We start from the raw sequence: 16,819 nt of genomic DNA, 5'->3' as shown, positions 1-16,819 counted from the left end.
CCGAGCGCGCGGTGGCTGAAGCCGGGGGCGTTCACCTTGACCACGGACAGCCTGAGCTGGCCGATCTCCGGCAGCGCCTCGATCGACTTGTCCAGCCGGACCGCCTGCACCCGCTCCACCTCGGCGTCCGGTTCGGCTTCGTAGACCTCGATGCCGCCGGCGAGCGCGGGGCGTGCGCCGAGGGTGGTGGCGGTGTCCCAGGCGGCCACGTCCAGCACGGCCAGCCGTTCGGCGACCGGGCCGGGCAGGTTCAGCTCGGCGTTGCGGCGCAGCAGCTCCCTGGAGGTGGCGTCGGGTTCGACCGCGACCACCGCGCCGGAGGTGCCCAGCCTGCTGAGCACCCGGATCGAGTGGTAGCCGACGTAGGCGCCGACGTCGACGAACACCCCGTCGGGCTCCAACAGCGAGTCGATCAGGGCGCACACCTCGGGCTGCCACACCCCGTTGCTGGACAGCAGCGGCAGCATCAGCGCGTCCTCGCTGGGCAGGCGCATCAGGCCGGCTTCGGTGAGCACCACCGAGGCCGGTGGCGCGTCCGCGGGCTCGACCGTGGTGCGCTGGTGTTCTCGCAGCACCACCCGGCGCAGCGAGTCAGCGTTGCGCCTGGCCTCCTCCGCGGCGCGGATGCCGGCACCCAGCCTGCTGTCGCGTTCGCGCAGCGAGGAGGCCATCCGGGACTCGAGGTCGTCGATGCGGTCCAGGGTCCGGTCCAGCGCGATGGTCAGCCGGTCGATCCGGTCGGCCAGCTCGGCGACCTGTTTGTCCCTGGTGCCGGACTGGCTGGTCACCGCCTCTTCGATGGCGCGCATCCGGCGACCGTGCGCGGCCAGGTCGGCGCGGGCCCTGACCACGCCGTCGTCCACGCCGACCAGCTGGTCGTCCAGCTGGGCCTGCCGGTCGGTGAGCTCGGCGACCTCGGCGGCCAGGTCGTGCCCGCCGACGTCGCCGGACTCGATCTCGTGCTGGCGGCGGGCCAGCTCGCTGGCGGTGCGCTCCACGCCGTCGACCACCGCGCTGAGCACCTCGCGCAGGTGGTTGTCGTAGTGGCTGAGCACCCGCAGCACGGCCTTGCGCAGCTGCGGGGCCATCGGCATCCGGCTCTCCACACCGGGATCGGCGCGGCGCAGCAGCGCGTGCTTGGCGGACTGGAGCGGGCGCAGCGGGTCCTCGCCGTGGCCGTGCCTGGCCGCGGCGCGGCGGGTGCGCCAGGCGCGGAAAGCCTGTTCGACGCGTTCCCTAATCTGCTCGCCGGCGACCGCGACGCCCCTGGTGCGCAGCAGGTACTCGCGGCTGGCCGCGCCGAGTTTGCCCGCGGTCTCCGGGTTGTCCGCGATCGCGCGCAGCAGCCGGACCGCGGCCTGGGCGTCGGGTTCGCGGCCGCCGGGGTGGCAGGGCACCAGCATGGCGGCGTCGGAACCGAGCAGCTCGGCGATGGCGCCCTGTTCGGTGGCCAGCACGGGCAGGCCCCTGGTGGCGGCGGAGGCCAGCACCAGCGCGGTGCGGTCGCCGGGCACGCCCTCGGCGCGGTGCAGCGAGACCACGCAGTCGGCGGCGTCCAGCAGCGCGTCGCCCCTGGTCTCCTCGACCAGGATGATCCGGGGGTCGGACGCGGTGGCCAGGCGGAGCCGCTCGGCCGCTTCCGGGTGCTGCTGCGCGCCGTTGACCAGCAGCAACAGGTGCACGTCGTGCCGGTCGGGGAAGGCGGCGAGGAAGGCGGCGACCAGGCCGAGCGCGTTGCCCTGGCGTTCGGCGGAGTGGTCGACGGTGGCGGCGAAGACCACGCCGTCGGCCAGGCCGAGCCGGTCGCGGGCGGCGCCGCGGGTCTCGGCGTCCACCGCGCCGCGGTCCACCACCGGTAGCGGCACCGTGCGCACCGGCGGCCAGCCGGTGCGCTGCAGGGCGTTGCGGCTGGTGTCGGAGGCGACCCAGAGCTCACTGGCCGGTCCTGGCCGGGCGCCGGGCTCGGGCAGCACGCTGATCACGTACCGGTCCGCGGGCGGGCTGGGCGCGCCGGCGCAGCGCAGCACCACCGGGTAGCTGGGTTCGTCGGCCGAGGGCAGGCCGGAGGCGCGCACCGCGGCGCGCAGCAGCTCGGCCTCCGGTCCGGAACCGACCACGCTGACGCCGAGCTGGTCGATCAGGATCGGGCCGCGGCCGGCGTCCGCGCGGGGCACCGCGCCGGGGTGCAGGCGGCCGGTGGCGACCCCGGTGCCCGCACACCACTCGCGGAAGGCGGCGGCGTCGTTGTCGAAGGGGTCCGGATAGCGCTCCTGGAGGGCGGTGTCCTCCCGCCACAGGGCCGCTGCCCAGCGGGAACCGCCCGCGGCGGCCTGGATCGGATCGCCCGGCGCGCAGGCCCAGCGGAGGAACTCCGCGGCGGTGACGCCGAAGGCCGGTGGCGGTGGCACGTCGAGGTTCTGCGCGGCCTGCCACTCGCGGCGCAGCTCGGCGGGCAGCGGGATGCCGTCGGCGACCGCGCCGAAGCGGTAGGCCGCCGGGTGCGCGGTGTGTCCGGCCCGGACCAGGTCGTTGCGGTAGCCGGCGCACAGTTCGGCCAGCGGCGGGTGCTCGGAGAGCAGCACCCTCGGCCGGTCGGCGAGCTCGGCGGAGAGCAGCCACGGCCGCTGCGGGTCGAAGCCGGCGAAGTGCACGGTGCGCAGCGGGGTCTGGTCGACCAGCAGGGTGCCTGCCTCGTCCCTGCGGACCGCGCGCTGGGCGGCGTTCCAGGCGGAGACGCCGATGCCGGGGTCGCGCAGCACCTGGTGGTCGACCAGCGCGGGCGCGCCGTCGAGGAAGGCGCCTGCCGCGCTCGGGGCTTGGTGCACCTGGTCGGCCCAGGTGGCCAGGAACTCCTCCGCGCCGGGGGTGACCGCGAGGAAGCCGGGGTCGAAGGTGCCGGCGGCGAGCAGTTCCTCCGGGGCCGGGCGGCGGCCGTCGCGGGGCAGCGGGCGCAGCACCCTGGGCACCAGCACCACCGGGACCCGGGCGGCGGCGGCGAGGACCTGTTCGGCGACCGAGTCCAGCACCACCACGCTGGGGTCCAGGTAGAGCACCGGGCCGCCCTCGGCGAGCAGGTGCGCGAGCAGCCGGGGTTGCAGCACCGCGCACAGCTCGCGGGCGGTGCAGGCGGTGGCCAGGCGGTGCAGCTCCTCGGTGGCCACGCCGATGTCGGCCGGGGTCAGCACACCCGGTCCGGCGGCGTCCGGGTCGGCGTCCACGACCAGTGCGATGAACTGGCCGTCCCGGTGGTGGCCGAGGAAGGAGGTGGTGAGCACGCGGACCGCGGGCAGCTGGGCCCTGGTGGCCACCGTGCAGGCGCGCAGCACGACCGGCGGCGCGGCCTCCGGTGCGGGCGTGCCCGCTGGTTGCGGCGGGTCGGGCAGCTCGACACGCGGCACGGCCAACGGCTGGGCGGTGACGAAGGTTTCGGTCACATCGGCCAACCTAGCCGCCGCCGGGTCGTTCCCCGAGTCCGCGACAGCGTCCTGTTGATCACTCAACGGGCGGCCCCAAGATCGTTGACGGCGAGCCCCGGTAACAGCAGCGGAGCCCTGCGGACCGGGTTGACCTGCTCGAAAGCGGCGGCGATGGCGAGCACCCTGGCGTCCTGCCAGCGGCCTGCGAAGATCGACAGACCGATGGGGAGGGGTCCGGCGAATCCTGCCGGAACTGACACGTTCGGGTAACCCGCGACCGCGGCCGGGGTGGCCGAGCTGAGCCGGTAGTCATCGCCCGCCGGGTAGTCGGTGCGCCAGGCCGGCGCGTTGCTGGGCGCGATGATGGCGTCGAGTTGTTGCGCGGCAAGGGTTTGGTCGATGGCTTCGCGGGCCAGCGCGGTGATCCGGGCGCGCCGGTCCCGGTAGCCGGGGTCGGCGCGGGGTGGTGCGGCCAGGGCCTGCTCGAAGAGCTCCTGGCCGAAGTGGGTCAGCTCGACCGGGTCCGCCCGGTTCAGTTCGACCAGGTGGGCCAGGGTGCGCGGGCCGCCGGGGAAGGGCGGGTGCGCGGCCAGGTAGCGGTCCAGCTCGTGCCGGAACTCGGTGAGCAGGCAGGGGAACTCGCCGTCGCCGATCTCGCGCTGGTGCGGCAGGTCTACCTCGACCACGGTGGCCCCGGCCGTGCGCAGCGCCTCGACGGCCTGGGTGATGACCTGGTCGGTGGCCTGGTCCACTCCGGCCAAGCGCCACAGGCCGAGCCGGCGGTTCGCCAGGGTGACCGGCTCGTCGGTGTGCGGCGGGATGTGGTGGGTGGCGGGGTCGGCGGGGTCTTGTCCGCGCAGCACGGCGAGGGTGAGGGCGGCGTCGACCACGTGCCGGGCCAGTGGTCCGGCGGTGTCCTGCTCGGCCGAGATCGGGATCACGCCGGTGCGGCTGACCAGGCCGAGGGTGGGCTTGAGGCCGACCACGCCGGTGGCCCCGGCCGGGCAGACGATCGAGCCGTCGGTCTCAGTTCCGATGGCGACCTGGGCCAGTGCGGCGGCCACCGCGGCGGCCGAGCCGGAGGAGGAGCCTGCCGGGTTGTGGTCCAGGACGTGCGGGTTCGCGGTCTGGCCGCCGAGGGCGGACCAGCCGGAGGTGGAGGCGGTGGAACGGAAGTTGGCCCACTCGGAGAGGTTGGCCTTGCCCAGCACGACCGCGCCCGCGGCCTTGAGCTTGCGGACCAGGAACGCGTCGGCTGGCTGGTGGGTGCGCAGCGCCCGGGAGCCCGCGGTGGTGACGCCCGCGCCGATGTTGTCCTTGAGCAGCACCGGGATGCCGTCCAGCGGGCCCAGCGGGTCACCGGTTTTGTGACGTTCGTCGCTGGCCCTGGCCGCGGTGAGGGCGGCCGGGTCGGTGCGCAGGATGGCGCGCAATTGTGGGTCCAGCGCCTGGATGCGGTGCAGGTAGGCGGTGGTCAGCTCGGTCGGGGTGAACTCGCCGGTGGCCATCCTGGCCTGGAGCCGGGGGATGGTGGCCGCGTCCAGCTCACCCGCGAGGGTGGTGACCATCCGGAGGCGGCGCATGCTCCCACCTCATCCTCCGGATGGCCCAGCGGTCAAGGGTTTCAGAGCATTGGCAAGTATGTGCGCAGCTCGTAGGGGGTGACCTGGCGGCGGTAGGCGTCCCATTCCGCGCGCTTGTTGCGCAGGAAGTAGTCGAAGACGCCCTCGCCCAGGGTCTCGGCGAGCAGTTCGGAGTTCTCCATCGCGGTCAGCGCCTCGGTGAGGTTCTGCGGCAGGCTGTCGTAGCCCGCGGCGCGGCGCTCGGACTCGGTGAGCGACCACACGTCGTCCTCGGTGGGCGGCGGCAGCTCGTAGCCCTCGCGGACGCCCTTGAGCCCGGCGGCCAGCACCACGGCGTAGGCCAGGTACGGGTTGCAGGCGGAGTCGATGCTGCGGATCTCCACCCGGCGCGAGCTGGCCTTGCCAGGGGAGTACATCGGCACCCGGACCAGGGCGGAGCGGTTGGCGTGGCCCCAGCAGACCGCGGTCGGGGCCTCGCCGCCGACGATGAGCCGCTTGTAGGAGTTGACCCACTGGTTGGTGACCGCGCTGATCTCCCTGGCGTGCTTGAGCAGTCCGGCCACGAAGGCCTTGCCGGTGCCGGAGAGCTCGTAGGGGTCCTCGCTGTCGTAGAAGGCGTTGCGGTCGCCCTCGAACAGGCTGACGTGGGTGTGCATGCCGGAGCCGGGCTGGTCGGAGAAGGGCTTGGGCATGAAGGAGGCGCGCACGCCGTCCTTGATCGCGACCTCCTTGACCACGTACCGGAAGGTCATCACGTTGTCGGCCATGGTGAGCGCGTCGGCGTAGCGCAGGTCGATCTCCTGCTGGCCGGGTGCGCCCTCGTGGTGGCTGAACTCCACCGAGATGCCCATCGCCTCCAGCGCCTCGATGGCGTGGCGGCGGAAGTGCGGGGCGGTGTCGTGGCTGGCCTGGTCGAAGTAGCCGCCGTTGTCCGCGGGCTCGGGTTCGGTGCCGTCGTTGGTGAGGCTGCGCAGCAGGAAGAACTCGATCTCCGGGTGCACGTAGCAGGTGAACCCGGCCTCGCTGGCCTTGGACAGGGTGCGGCGCAGCACGTGCCGGGGGTCGGACCAGCAGGGTGAGCCGTCCGGCATGGTGATGTCGCAGAACATGCGCGCGGAGTACAGCTGGCCGTCGGCGGTCTCCCAGGGCAGGACCTGGAAGGTGGCCGGGTCGGGCTTGGCGACCATGTCGGACTCGTAGATCCGGGCGAAGCCCTCGATCGCGGACCCGTCGAAGCCGATGCCCTCGGCGAAGGCGCCCTCCAACTCGGCCGGGGCGACGGCTACCGACTTGAGGAAGCCGAGCACGTCGGTGAACCACAGCCGGACGAACCGGATGTCGCGTTCCTCCAGCGTGCGCAGCACGAATTCCTGCTGGCGATCCATGGGCACAACCCTAAATGCTCGATCAGCCGGAACAGCGGGGGCTGTCCGGGAGTGGTGTGGTGTCGAGGAGGTAGCGGGTGACCGGCTCGTCCACGCACTTGTTGCCGCGCAGCAGGAAGGCGCCGTGCTGGGTGGCCTCCACGGTGACCAGCTGGGCGTTGAGCGCCTTGGCCAGGTCCACGCCCGCCTGGTGCGGGGTGGCCGGGTCGCCGGTGGTGGAGACGACCACGGTGCGCGGCAGGCCGTCCGCCTTGGGCTGGTGCGGCTTGCTGGTGGGCGGCACCGCCCAGTGCGCGCACACGTCCAGCGCGGGCACCGGCGGGTCCCGGTCGGGGCGGCCGCCGCGCAGCTCGCGGAGCCGGTCGGCGATCCTGCGGGTGTTCGCCTCGACCTGGGCGCGGTCGGTGACCGGCGGGATGTCCACGCAGTTCACCGCGGTCAGCAGGTCGGTGTCGGCGCCGTAGCTGCCGTCCTCGGCGCGGCCCAGGTAGGCGTCGGCGAAGGCCAGCAGCAGCTCGCCCTGGCCGGCTTGCAGGGCGAGCAGGCCCAGGTTGAGCGTGGGCCACTGCTCCTGGCTGTAGAGCGCGGCGGTGAGCGCGACGCTGACATCGCTGGCCGAGAGCTTGCGGTCGCCGACCTTGAGCGGGTTCTTGCCCAGCGGCTCGGTGAGCGCGTCCAGCTTGTCCTCGGCCTGCTCGGCCTTGCGGCCCAGCGCGCAGGTGGCCTGCTTGGCGCAGTCCTTGGCGAAGGCGTCGAAGGCCTTGGCGAAGCCCTCCTCCTGGGCGAGCTGGGCGGCGGCCACGTCCTGGTTGGGGTCGACCGCGCCGTCCAGGACCATGGCGCGGACCTTGTCCGGGTGGTTCTCCGCGTAGGCGGTGCCGATCCGGCTGCCGTAGGAGTAGCCGACGTAATTGAGCTTGGCGTCACCGAGGGCGGCGCGCAGCAGGTCCAGGTCCTTGGCCACCTCGCGGGTGCCGAGCACGGCGAGCACGTCCTTGCCGGTGCGTTCGGCGCACTTGTCCGCGACCAGCTTGGCCTCGGCCTCGGTCTTCGCGACCGCGTCGGGGGCCTTGGGGTCGATGTGGACCAGGCGCTGGGCGTCGCGTTCGGCCGGGTCCAGGCAGCGGACCCTGGGTTCGGAGGCGCCGACCCCGCGCGGGTCGAAGCCGACCAGGTCGAAGCGTTTGCGCAGCTCGGCGGCCTTGGGGCCCTCGGTGGCCACGTGGCTCATGCCGGACTGGCCGGGCCCGCCGGGGTTGAACACCAGCGAGCCGATCCGGTTGGCCTGCTCGGTGGCGGCGAGCCGGAGCACGCCGAGGGTGATGGTCCTCTCCCCCGGTTTGGCGTGGTCCAGCGGCACGGTGAGCTTGGCGCACTCCAGGCCCTGCGCGCCGAACTGCTCCTTCTGCGCCGGGCTGGCGGCCATCGGCGGGCAGGGGCCCCAGCTGAGTTTCTGCGCGTACAGCCGTTCCAGCGCCGGGTCTGGTTTCGCCTGCTCGGGAGCGCTCGGCGTGCAGGCGGCCAGCAGCAGCGCCGCGGCGGACAGGCCGACGGCCTTGATCGGGATCACCTGGCCACTCTGCCCGGCGCGCGCGGGACTCGCAGAGCGGGACACGCCGGGTTCAGCCGGTGCAACGGGTGCCGGGGGCCGGTGGGGCGCCGTCGACGAGGTAGCGGGTGCCCGCGGTGTCCACGCAGGCGTTGCCCTGGGCGAAGACCGTGTGCTGGGTGCCCTCGAAGGTGAGCAGCTCCGCGCCGAGCGCCTGGGCCAGCTCGACCCCGGCCTGGTACGGCGTGGCCGGGTCGCCGGTGGTGGAGACGACCAGCACCTTGGGCAGGCCGTCCACCTTGGGCAGGTGCGGCTGGCTGGTCACCGGGACCGGCCAGAACGCGCAGGCGTCGCGGGCCGGGCTGGGCGGGTTGCCGTCGTCCAGGAAGGGGGCGGCGGCGCGGTAGCGGCGGTCCAGCTCGCGGCGCTGGTCCGGGTCGGTGGTGCGCGGGTCGTCCACGCAGCGGATCGCGGTGAAGACGTCGTTGAGGTTGCTGTACTTGCCGTCCTGGCCGCGGCCGTAGTAGGCGTCGGCCAGCCGCAGCAGGGTCTCGCCCCTGCCCTGCTTGAGCTCGGTGAGGCCGGTGCGCAGCGGTTCCCACAGCTGTTCGCTGTAGAGCGCCTGGATCACCGCGGTGGTCGCGTCGGAGTAGGACAGCTTCCGGCCGCCGCGCACCTCGACCGGGGCGCTGAGCAGGGGTTTCATCAGCGCGCGGAAGGCGGGCACAGCGCCTTCGGCGGTCTGGCCGAGCGCGCAGGAGGACAGCCGGGCGCAGGAGGCGGCGAAGGTGTCGAAGGCCTTCTGGAAGCCGGCGCCCTGGGCCACCAGCTCGGCGGCCGGGTCCTGGTCCGGGTCGAGCGCGCCGTCCAGGATCATCGCGCGCACGTTGCCGGGGAAGGCCTCGGCGTAGGCGGTGCCGATCCGGGTGCCGTAGGAGTAGCCGAGGTAGCTGAGCTTGGGCTCGCCGAGGGCGGAGCGCAGCACGTCCATGTCCTTGGCCACGTCCCTGGTGCCGACGGTGGCCAGCAGGTCGTCCCCGGCCCGCTGCGAGCACCGGGCAGCCAGCTCCTTCTCCTCGGCCTCGGTCTGCGCGATGCCCGCGGCCGAGGTGTCCTGGTCGGAGTCCAGGCGTTCGGCGTCGCGTTCGGCGTCGGTGCGGCAGCGCACCTGGGGCTCGCTGGCGCCGACCCCGCGCGGGTCGAAGCCGACCAGGTCGAACCGGCGGGTGAGCTCCAGCCGCTGGCCGGGGGTGGCGGTGCCGAGGGTGGCCGCGGCGCTCATGCCGGAGCCGCCGGGGCCACCTGGGTTGATCACGAGCGCGCCGATCCGCTGGGCCGGTTCGGTGGCCTGGCGGCGGAGCAGGCCGAGGGTGATGGTGCGGCCCTCGGGTTTGGCGTAGTCCAGCGGGACGGTGAGCCGGGCGCACTGGGCGTCCCTGCGCAGGAAGGCCAGCGCCTGGTCCTCGGCGCGGACGTAGCTCTCGCAGCGGCCCCAGCCCAGGCGCTGGCCGTAGAAGTTCTCCAGACCTGGCGGGACCGCGCCTGCTGGTCCACGCTGCTCCACCTGGACGGGTTCGGCTGGGCCACCCGCCACCGGATTGACGCAGGCCGCGGTGAGCAGCAGCACGGCGAGGGCGGGTGTCAGGCGGCGGTCCACCTGTTCGATACTGCCAGGCGAAAACTTCCTAGGTGCGGTTACATACCCGAAGTCGTGGGAGAAGATAGAGACATGACGCAGTTGCGCATCGCCCTGGCACAGGTCAACGCCTGCGTCGGCGACCTGGTCGGAAACGCGAAGATGGTCGTGGAGTGGACGAGCAAGGCCGTGCAGGCCGGCGCCCACCTGGTGGCCTTCCCCGAGATGGTGCTCACCGGGTATCCGGTGGAGGACCTGGCGCTGCGCCAGTCCTTCGCCGCCGCCTCCAGGGCGGCCGTGGACGAGCTGGCCGAGAGCCTGGCCGCGGCAGGCTGCGGCGAGGCGCTGGTGGTGGTCGGCTACCTGGACCGGGACGAGGCGGGCCCGCGCAACGCGGCCGCGCTCATCCAGGACGGCAAGGTCGTCGCCCGCTGCGCCAAGCACCACCTGCCCAACTACGGCGTCTTCGACGAGTTCCGCTACTTCGTGCCGGGGCGGACGCTGCCGATCGTGCGCCTGCACGGGCTCGACGTCGGCGTGGTGATCTGCGAGGACATCTGGCAGGACGGCGGGCCGGTGGCCGCCTACGGGCAGGCCGGGGTGGACCTGGTGGTCTGCATCAACGGTTCGCCGTACGAGCGCAACAAGGACGACGTGCGCGGGCCGCTGGTGGCCAGGCGGGCCGCGGAGGCCGGGGCGCCGATGGCCTACGTGAACCTGGTCGGCGGCCAGGACGAGCTGGTCTTCGACGGCGACTCGCTGGTGGTCGGCGCGGACGGGGAGATCCTGACCAGGGCGCCGCAGTTCGTCGAGCACCTCACCGTGCTCGACCTGGACCTGCCGGCCGGCGGGCACACCGGGACCGGGGACATCGGCGGGTTCGAGGTCAGCCGGACCGTGCTCAGCGAGCGGCCGCTGCCGGCCTACGAGCCGCAGCCCGCTCCCCCGGTGGCCGAACCGCTCAGCGACGAGGCCGAGGTGTGGCACGCGCTGGTCACCGGCCTGCGCGACTACGTGGGCAAGAACGGTTTCCGCTCGGTGGTCTTCGGCTTCTCCGGCGGCATCGACTCCGCGGTGGTGGCCGCGCTGGCCGCGGACGCCCTCGGCGCGGACGCGGTGCACGGGGTGTCCATGCCCAGCGCGTACTCCTCCGAGCACTCCCGCTCCGACGCGGCCGAGCTGGCCAGGCGGCTGGGCACGCACTACGAGACCCGGCCGATCGGCGACGTGGTCAAGGTCTTCGTGGAGCAGCTCGGGCTGACCGGGCTGGCCGAGGAGAACGTGCAGGCCCGCGCCCGCGGCGTGACCCTGATGGGGCTGTCCAACCAGCACGGGCACCTGGTGCTGGCCACCGGCAACAAGACCGAGCTGGCGGTGGGCTACTCGACCATCTACGGCGACGCGGTCGGCGGGTTCGCCCCGATCAAGGACGTGCCCAAGACGCTGGTCTGGAAGCTGGCCCGCTGGCGCAACGCCGAGGCGGAGAAGCGCGGCGAGATCCCGCCGATCCCGGAGAACTCGATCAGCAAGCCGCCCTCGGCGGAGCTGCGGCCGGACCAGAAGGACTCCGACAGCCTGCCGGACTACCCGCTGCTGGACGCGGTGCTGGACGACTACGTCGAGGGCGACAAGGGCTTCACCGAGCTGCTCGAGGCCGGGTTCGACCAGCCGTTGGTGGAGCGGGTGCTGCAGCTGGTGGACCGGGCGGAGTACAAGCGCCGCCAGTACCCGCCGGGCACCAAGATCACGTTCAAGGCGTTCGGGCGGGACCGGCGGCTGCCGATCACCAACCTGTGGCGGGAGAACAACCGCTAGCGCAGCACCTTCGACAGCTCCCGCAGCTCGGGCAGGCGGACCTCGGGCAGGCCGTAGTCGGTGGCGACGCTGACGCACACGTGGTCCGCACCCGCCTCGAACTGGGCGCGGACCCGCTCGGCGACCTGGTCCGGGTCGCCGTGCGCGACCATGGCGTCGACCAGGCGGTCGCTGCCGCCGTCGTCGAGGTCGGCCTCGGTCAGGCCGGTCAGCTCCTGGATCACCCGCCAGCGGGAGGAGCTGCGGTCGCCGATGGCCAGCCAGGGCGCCAGCGAGGTGCGGGCCAGCCGCCTGGCCTCGGCCGGGTCCCGGTGCACGGCGACGTTCTGGTGCACCACCAGCTTGGGTCCGGGGCCGAGCAGTTCGCGCAGGTGGGCGGTGTGCTCGACGGGCATGAAGTACGGGTGCGCGCCCCAGGTCCGCTCACCGGCCAGCTCGGCCATCTTCGGGCCGAGCGCGGCCAGCAGCCGGGGCGAGGGCGGGCCCGCCGGGCCGGTCAGCGGGGCGGCGTCCATCGCGTCCAGGTACTCCCGCATGGCCCGCACCGGCGGCCGCCAGGTGTGACCGCGGTCCTCCATGTGCTTGCGGTCGCTGACCCCGAGGCCCAGGGCGAACCGGCCGGGGAACGCCTCGGCCAGGGTGCGCTCGGCCTGGGCCAGGGTGGCCGGGTGGTGCCGGTAGATGATCGCCACGCTGGGCACGACGACGATCCGCTCGGTGGCCGCGAGCAGCAGCGCGGCCTGGGTGGGCGCCGGTCTGCCGTCCATCTCGCCGAAGAACAGCGCGCCGTAGCCCAGCTCCTCGATCTCCCGCGCCGCCGCGCGCACCTGCGGCCAGGGCAGCCGCTCGAACGCCCAGGTCCACACGCCGATCCGCCCCAGGTCCACGGTCATGTCAGTCTCTCCCTGCCGATCCGAATAAGATGAGGGTGCCTCCGGATAACTTACGGAGGCTGCCTCCGGTTAGCAAGGGGTGAACTGTGCGCGCTGACGCCCGGCGAAACTACGAGCGGCTGCTGGCCGCGGCCGAGGAGCTGTTCCGGCGGGACGGCACCGAGGCCTCGCTGGAGGAGGTGGCGCGCACCGCCGGGGTCGGCATCGGCACCCTGTACCGGCACTTCCCAAACAGGGACGCGCTGCTGGAGGCGTTGCTGCGGGAGCAGTTCGAGGGCCTGCGGGCGGCGGCCGAGCGGCTCACCGAGCTGCCGCCGGAGCAGGCGCTGACCGAGCTGCTGGTGCTGTTCACCGAGCGGATCACCCAGTACCGCGGGCTGCCCGCCTCGGCGCTGGCGGTGCTGCGCACACCGGGCTCAGCGCTGTACGAGGCCTGTCACGCGATGAACGACGCCGGGCAGCGGCTGGTCGAGCACCTGCAGCGGGCCGGGGTGGTGCGCGCGGACGTGCCCGCGCGGGACGTGCTGGCGCTGGCCGCCTCGGTGGCCTGGCTCGGCGAGCAGTCCGGGGACCTCGAACAGCGGGAGCGGCTGTTGCGGGTGGTCACCGATGGGTTCAGCGCCCGCAGTAGCTAGCCACCGACAGCGGCGGGTACTGGCCAGGCCGGGCAGGCGGGGTGCGCACCGCGGTGGCCAGGCCGAGCACCAGCAGCAGCAGCGCGGTGCCCAGGTGCAGCACGTTGTCCGCGGTGGTGGCCAGGAACGGGCCGTACCCGGTCAGCGCCAGGCCGAGGGTGCCCGCGGCGCCGGCCAGCGCACCGGAGAGCAGCTGCGCGCCGGTGCCGCAGCGCCCGCCCGCGGTGCCGCCGACCACCAGCACCGCGCCCAGCGCCAGGTGCAGCCAGGCATGCGGCAGGTCGGCGGTGAACAGGCCGAAGAGGGTCTTGCCCGGCGCGTTCAAGCCGAGCACGCCGATCATCAGGTAGCCGCCACCGATGATCAGGGTGGGCAGCCGGGTGCGCACAACCATGGGTTGATCCTGCCCCGGAACGCGGCGTCCGGCTGCGAAACGGCGCACACTCGGCGGTTGCGCCTGGCGATGTCAGCGCCGCCTGCCCAGCGGACGGGCGAACGGGAACAGCACCGTCTGCCGGATCGAGGCCCCCGACAGCATCATCAGCAGCCGGTCCACCCCGATGCCCAGCCCGCCGGTGGGCGGCATGCCGTACTCCAGCGCGCGCAGGAAGTCCTCGTCCAGCTCCATCGCCTCCACATCGCCGCTGGCCGCGCGCAGCGACTGCGCCTCCAGCCGGTCCCGCTGCTCCACCGGGTCGGTCAGCTCGGAGTAGGCGGTGCCGATCTCGCTGCCGAAGGCGACCAGGTCCCAGCGCTCGGCCAGCCGGTGGTCGGCGCGGTGGCGGCGGGTCAGCGGCGAGCCCTCGGCCGGGAAGTCGCGGTAGAACACCGGGGTGGTGGTGCGCGCCTCCACCAGGTGGTCGTAGAGGTGCTGGACGAGCTGGGCGTGCCCGGCGTCGTCGGGCACGGTCAGCCCGGCCAGCCGGTTGTGCCTGCGCAGCTCGGCCACCTCGGTGTCCGGGGTGACCTCCTCGCCGAGCGCGGCGGAGATCGCCTGGTAGCAGCCGATCACCGGCCACTCGCCGGAGAGGTCGTGCTCGACCAGCGCGCCGGTGCGGTCCCGGTGCCTGGCGACCGGGGCGCCGTACGCGGCGGTGGCGGCGCGCTGCACCAGCTCCCTGGTCAGCCGCAGCATGGTGTCGTAGTCGGCGTAGGCCTGATATGCCTCCAACATGGTGAACTCGGGGTTGTGCGTGCCGTCCGCGCCCTCGTTGCGGAAGTTGCGGTTGAGCTCGAACACCCGGTCCACCCCGGCCACGCACAGCCGCTTGAGGTAGAGCTCGGGCGCGATCCGCAGGTACATCCGCATGTCATAGGCGTTGATGTGGGTGACGAACGGGCGCGCGTTCGCCCCGCCGTGCACCGCCTGCAGCATCGGGGTCTCGACTTCCAGGTAGTCCCGGTCGTGCAGGAAGTCGCGGACCGCGCGGACCACGGTGCTGCGCAGCCGCAGCATCCGGCCGGCCTCCGGGTTGACCGCCAGGTCCAGGTAGCGCTGCCGGACCTTGGCCTCCGGATCGGACAGGCCCTTGCGCCTGTCCGGCAGCGGGTGCAGGCACTTCGCGGTCATCTCCCACCCGGTGGCCAGCACGGACAGCTCGCCGCGCCGGGTGGTCACCACCTGGCCGCGCACGCCGACCTGGTCGCCGATGTCCACCGCGAGCTTCCAGTCGTCGAGGCCGTCCTTGCCCAGGGCGTCCACCGCGAGCATCACCTGGAGCTCGCCGGTGAGGTCGCGCAGCACCGCGAAGCACAGCTGGCCCAGCTCCCGTTTGGCCACCACCCGCCCGGCGATCCGCACCTCCACCCCGGTGTGCGTGTCCGGGACCAGGCCCTCGTGCGCGGCCCGCACCTCGCCGAGGGTCACCTCGCGGTCGTAGTTCACCGGGTAGGGGTCGATGCCCAGCTCGCGCAGCCGGTCCAGCTTGCGGCGGCGCACCCTGACCTGCTCGGGCAGCCGGGCCGCGGGCGCGCGGGCGGCGCGGGCCTTGTCCTCGATCTGGCCGACCTGGCGGACGAACTCGGCGGCCACCTCGCCGGTGCGCAGGTCGCGGGCGGAGTTGCGGCGCAGGGTGCGGGTGGCGGGCAGGAAGCCCTCGGCGACCCCGGCCACGATGCTGACCCTGGGCAGCTTGCGGGAGCCGGGGAAGCACAGGTACCTCGGTTCCCAGCGCGGCCCGTACTTGGCGTTGGCCCGGTAGAGCGACTCCAGCTGGAACACCCGGGAGAACAGGCTCAGCACCCGCTTCCACAGCCGCAGCACCGGCCCGGCGCCCAGCTGCGCGCCCTCCTCGAACACCGCGCGGAACATCGCGAAGTTCAGCGAGATGCGTTGCACGCCAAGGCGTCCGCTCGCCTCGGCCAGTTCGGAGACCAGGTACTCGTTGAGCCCGTTCTCCGCCTCCCGGTCCCGCCGCATCAGGTCGAGGGAGAGCCCGGTGCGGCCCCAGGGCACGAAGGAGAGCAGCCCGCGCAGCCTGCCGCCGGCGTCGTATGCCTCCACCATCACGCACCGGCTGTCGCTGGGGTCGTCCAGGCGGCCCAGCGCCATGGAGAACCCGCGCTCGCTGCCCTCGCCCCGCCACTCCTGGGCCTTCTCCACCAGCTTGCCCAGCTCGTGCGGCGGGATCTCGCCGTGCCGCCGGATCTTCGCGGTGTACCCGGCGCGAGCCAGCCTGCGCACCGCCTGCCGGACCCCGCGGCGGTGCCTGCCGGTGAGGCTGAAGTCGCGGACCTCCAGGATCGCCTCGTCGCCGATCTCCAGCACCTTCAGCCCGGCCGCGGCGTAGGCGTGCGCGCCCGCCTCGGAGGCGCCCAGCACGCCGGGCACCCAGCCGTAGCGGCGGGCCTCGGCGAGCCAGGCGTGGATGGCCTGCGGCCAGAAGTCCGGATCGCCCAGCGGGTCGCCGCTGGCCAGGCTGGTGCCGCCGAGCACCCGGTAGGTGACCGCGGCCTGCCCGTTCGGCGCGAACAGCACGCTCTTGTCCCTGCGGGTGGCGAAGTAGCCGAGTGAGTCGCGTTCGCCGTGCTCGCCGAGCAGCTCGCGCAGCCGCAGCTCCTCGGCAGGCGACATCAGGCGCTGGGTGCGCACGCCGCGGAAGAACACCGCCAGCGCGTAGCCGAGCACCACCGCGCCGAGCAGGCTGAGGATCACGCTGAGCGAGCCGGGCCCGTCCACCACGCCGAGCTGGCGGCCGGGCGGGATCTCGCCGGTGACCTGGTTGAGCACCCACAGCAGCCGGTCGGTCGGGCCGAACGCGGAGTCCGGGTACAGGTGGGTCAGGCCCCAGCCGATCCAGGCCACCAGGACCATGCCGGTGCCGAGCACGGCCAGCGCCCGCCGCCAGGCCCCGATCGCCAGCCGGGCAGGGAAGGCGGGCAGGAGCAGCAGCAGGAACAGCGAGATCACGATGGTGGCCAGCGGCCGCCACCAGGCGTACTCCACGATGCTGTCGGCCAGCTCCGGCGGGTCGAGCAGCGCGGGGGCCAGCCAGGCCAGCAGCAGCACGCTCAGCGAGATGGTCAGGTTGACCAGCTGGAACAGCAGCATCGCCCACAGCGCGGCCCGTTTGCGCCTGCGCAGCGCCGCGCCGAGCACGGCCAGCACCAGGATGATCACCATGTTCGGCTCGACCGGCAGGCCGAGGGCGTTGAAGACCTCGCCGAAGAGCACGACCGGGGCGTTGTAGTCGTCCTCGGCCACGTCGCCGTGCAGGTCGGTGACGGTGAACAGCAGCAGGCAGCTCAGCACGGACAGCTGCACCACGGTGGCCAGGATCCCGGCGGCCCGGCTCCGCCACTTCGGCAGGGTCACCCGGTTCGCCGCCTCGTCCGCTTTGCGCCGCCTCACGGTGCTCACCGTATTCGATCTGCCGATCGCCGCTGCTCGCAGGCGATGCGGCAGGCT

The 16,819-nt window shown here is 73.4% G+C and carries 10 protein-coding genes (1 of these 10 cut by a window edge); 2 read left to right on the top strand and 8 right to left on the bottom strand.

Translation table 11 applies throughout. The features are described from left to right. The 5 genes from N8J89_RS08925 to N8J89_RS08905 form a co-directional block, all read right to left on the bottom strand. Positions 1–3,434: the 5' portion of an FkbM family methyltransferase gene (locus N8J89_RS08925; RefSeq protein WP_283663867.1), read on the bottom strand. Its footprint begins 250 nt before the window's first position; only the first 3,434 of its 3,684 coding nucleotides appear in the window; it begins with the start codon at positions 3,432–3,434; its stop codon lies beyond the left edge, outside the window. Positions 3,435–3,496: 62 nt separating this feature from the next. Beyond that, on the bottom strand, positions 3,497–4,999 hold the full coding sequence (locus tag N8J89_RS08920) for an amidase (protein WP_283663866.1): 1,503 nt from the start codon (positions 4,997–4,999) through the stop codon (positions 3,497–3,499). A 41-nt stretch (positions 5,000–5,040) separates the two neighbouring features. Continuing rightward, entirely contained in the window at positions 5,041–6,384 is a 1,344-nt protein-coding gene (gene glnA, locus N8J89_RS08915) for a type I glutamate--ammonia ligase (protein ID WP_283663865.1), read from the bottom strand. 22 nt (positions 6,385–6,406) lie between these two features. After that, positions 6,407–7,954, bottom strand: a complete 1,548-nt coding sequence (locus N8J89_RS08910; RefSeq protein ID WP_283663864.1) for an alpha/beta hydrolase — start codon at positions 7,952–7,954, stop codon at positions 6,407–6,409. Positions 7,955–8,006: 52 nt separating this feature from the next. Further along, positions 8,007–9,590: an alpha/beta hydrolase gene (locus N8J89_RS08905; RefSeq protein ID WP_502868430.1), complete on the bottom strand. Its 1,584-nt coding sequence runs from the start codon at positions 9,588–9,590 to the stop codon at positions 8,007–8,009. Between the two features lie 72 nt (positions 9,591–9,662). Between N8J89_RS08905 and N8J89_RS08900 the strand changes: the two genes are divergently transcribed. Continuing rightward, entirely contained in the window at positions 9,663–11,384 is a 1,722-nt protein-coding gene (locus N8J89_RS08900; protein ID WP_283663863.1) for an NAD+ synthase, read from the top strand. Here N8J89_RS08900 and N8J89_RS08895 read toward each other — a convergent pair. Further along, positions 11,381–12,277 carry a TIGR03620 family F420-dependent LLM class oxidoreductase gene (locus tag N8J89_RS08895; RefSeq protein WP_283663862.1) on the bottom strand — a complete coding sequence of 299 codons (897 nt, stop codon included), beginning with the start codon at positions 12,275–12,277 and terminating at the stop codon, positions 11,381–11,383. The two genes, N8J89_RS08900 and N8J89_RS08895, sit on opposite strands and share 4 nt — an antisense overlap. 86 nt (positions 12,278–12,363) lie before the next feature. Between N8J89_RS08895 and N8J89_RS08890 the strand changes: the two genes are divergently transcribed. Next, positions 12,364–12,912 carry a TetR/AcrR family transcriptional regulator gene (locus tag N8J89_RS08890; protein ID WP_283663861.1) on the top strand — a complete coding sequence of 183 codons (549 nt, stop codon included), beginning with the start codon at positions 12,364–12,366 and terminating at the stop codon, positions 12,910–12,912. On the opposite strand, the gene N8J89_RS08885 is transcribed toward N8J89_RS08890, so the two are convergent. Next, a complete protein-coding gene (locus N8J89_RS08885) occupies positions 12,893–13,306 on the bottom strand; it encodes a hypothetical protein (protein ID WP_283663860.1) in 414 nt (137 codons plus the stop codon). The two genes, N8J89_RS08890 and N8J89_RS08885, sit on opposite strands and share 20 nt — an antisense overlap. A gap of 72 nt (positions 13,307–13,378) precedes the next feature. Then, positions 13,379–16,762: a bifunctional lysylphosphatidylglycerol synthetase/lysine--tRNA ligase LysX gene (lysX, locus tag N8J89_RS08880; protein WP_283663859.1), complete on the bottom strand. Its 3,384-nt coding sequence runs from the start codon at positions 16,760–16,762 to the stop codon at positions 13,379–13,381. Between the last annotated feature and the right edge of the window lie 57 nt (positions 16,763–16,819).

It is taken from the genome of Crossiella sp. CA-258035 (assembly GCF_030064675.1).
Lineage (GTDB): Bacteria > Actinomycetota > Actinomycetes > Mycobacteriales > Pseudonocardiaceae > Crossiella.
This window is presented reverse-complemented; position numbering and strand designations above follow the sequence as displayed.

Bases quoted from the DNA above. Each gene is read 5' to 3' on its own strand.
- N8J89_RS08920 (WP_283663866.1), bottom strand. From the start codon at position 4,999: ATGCGCCGCCTCCGGATGGTCACCACCCTCGCGGGTGAGCTGGACGCG.
- glnA (WP_283663865.1), bottom strand. From the start codon at position 6,384: ATGGATCGCCAGCAGGAATTCGTGCTGCGCACGCTGGAGGAACGCGAC.
- N8J89_RS08900 (WP_283663863.1), top strand. From the start codon at position 9,663: ATGACGCAGTTGCGCATCGCCCTGGCACAGGTCAACGCCTGCGTCGGC.
- N8J89_RS08885 (WP_283663860.1), bottom strand. From the start codon at position 13,306: ATGGTTGTGCGCACCCGGCTGCCCACCCTGATCATCGGTGGCGGCTAC.
- N8J89_RS08895 (WP_283663862.1), bottom strand. From the start codon at position 12,277: ATGACCGTGGACCTGGGGCGGATCGGCGTGTGGACCTGGGCGTTCGAG.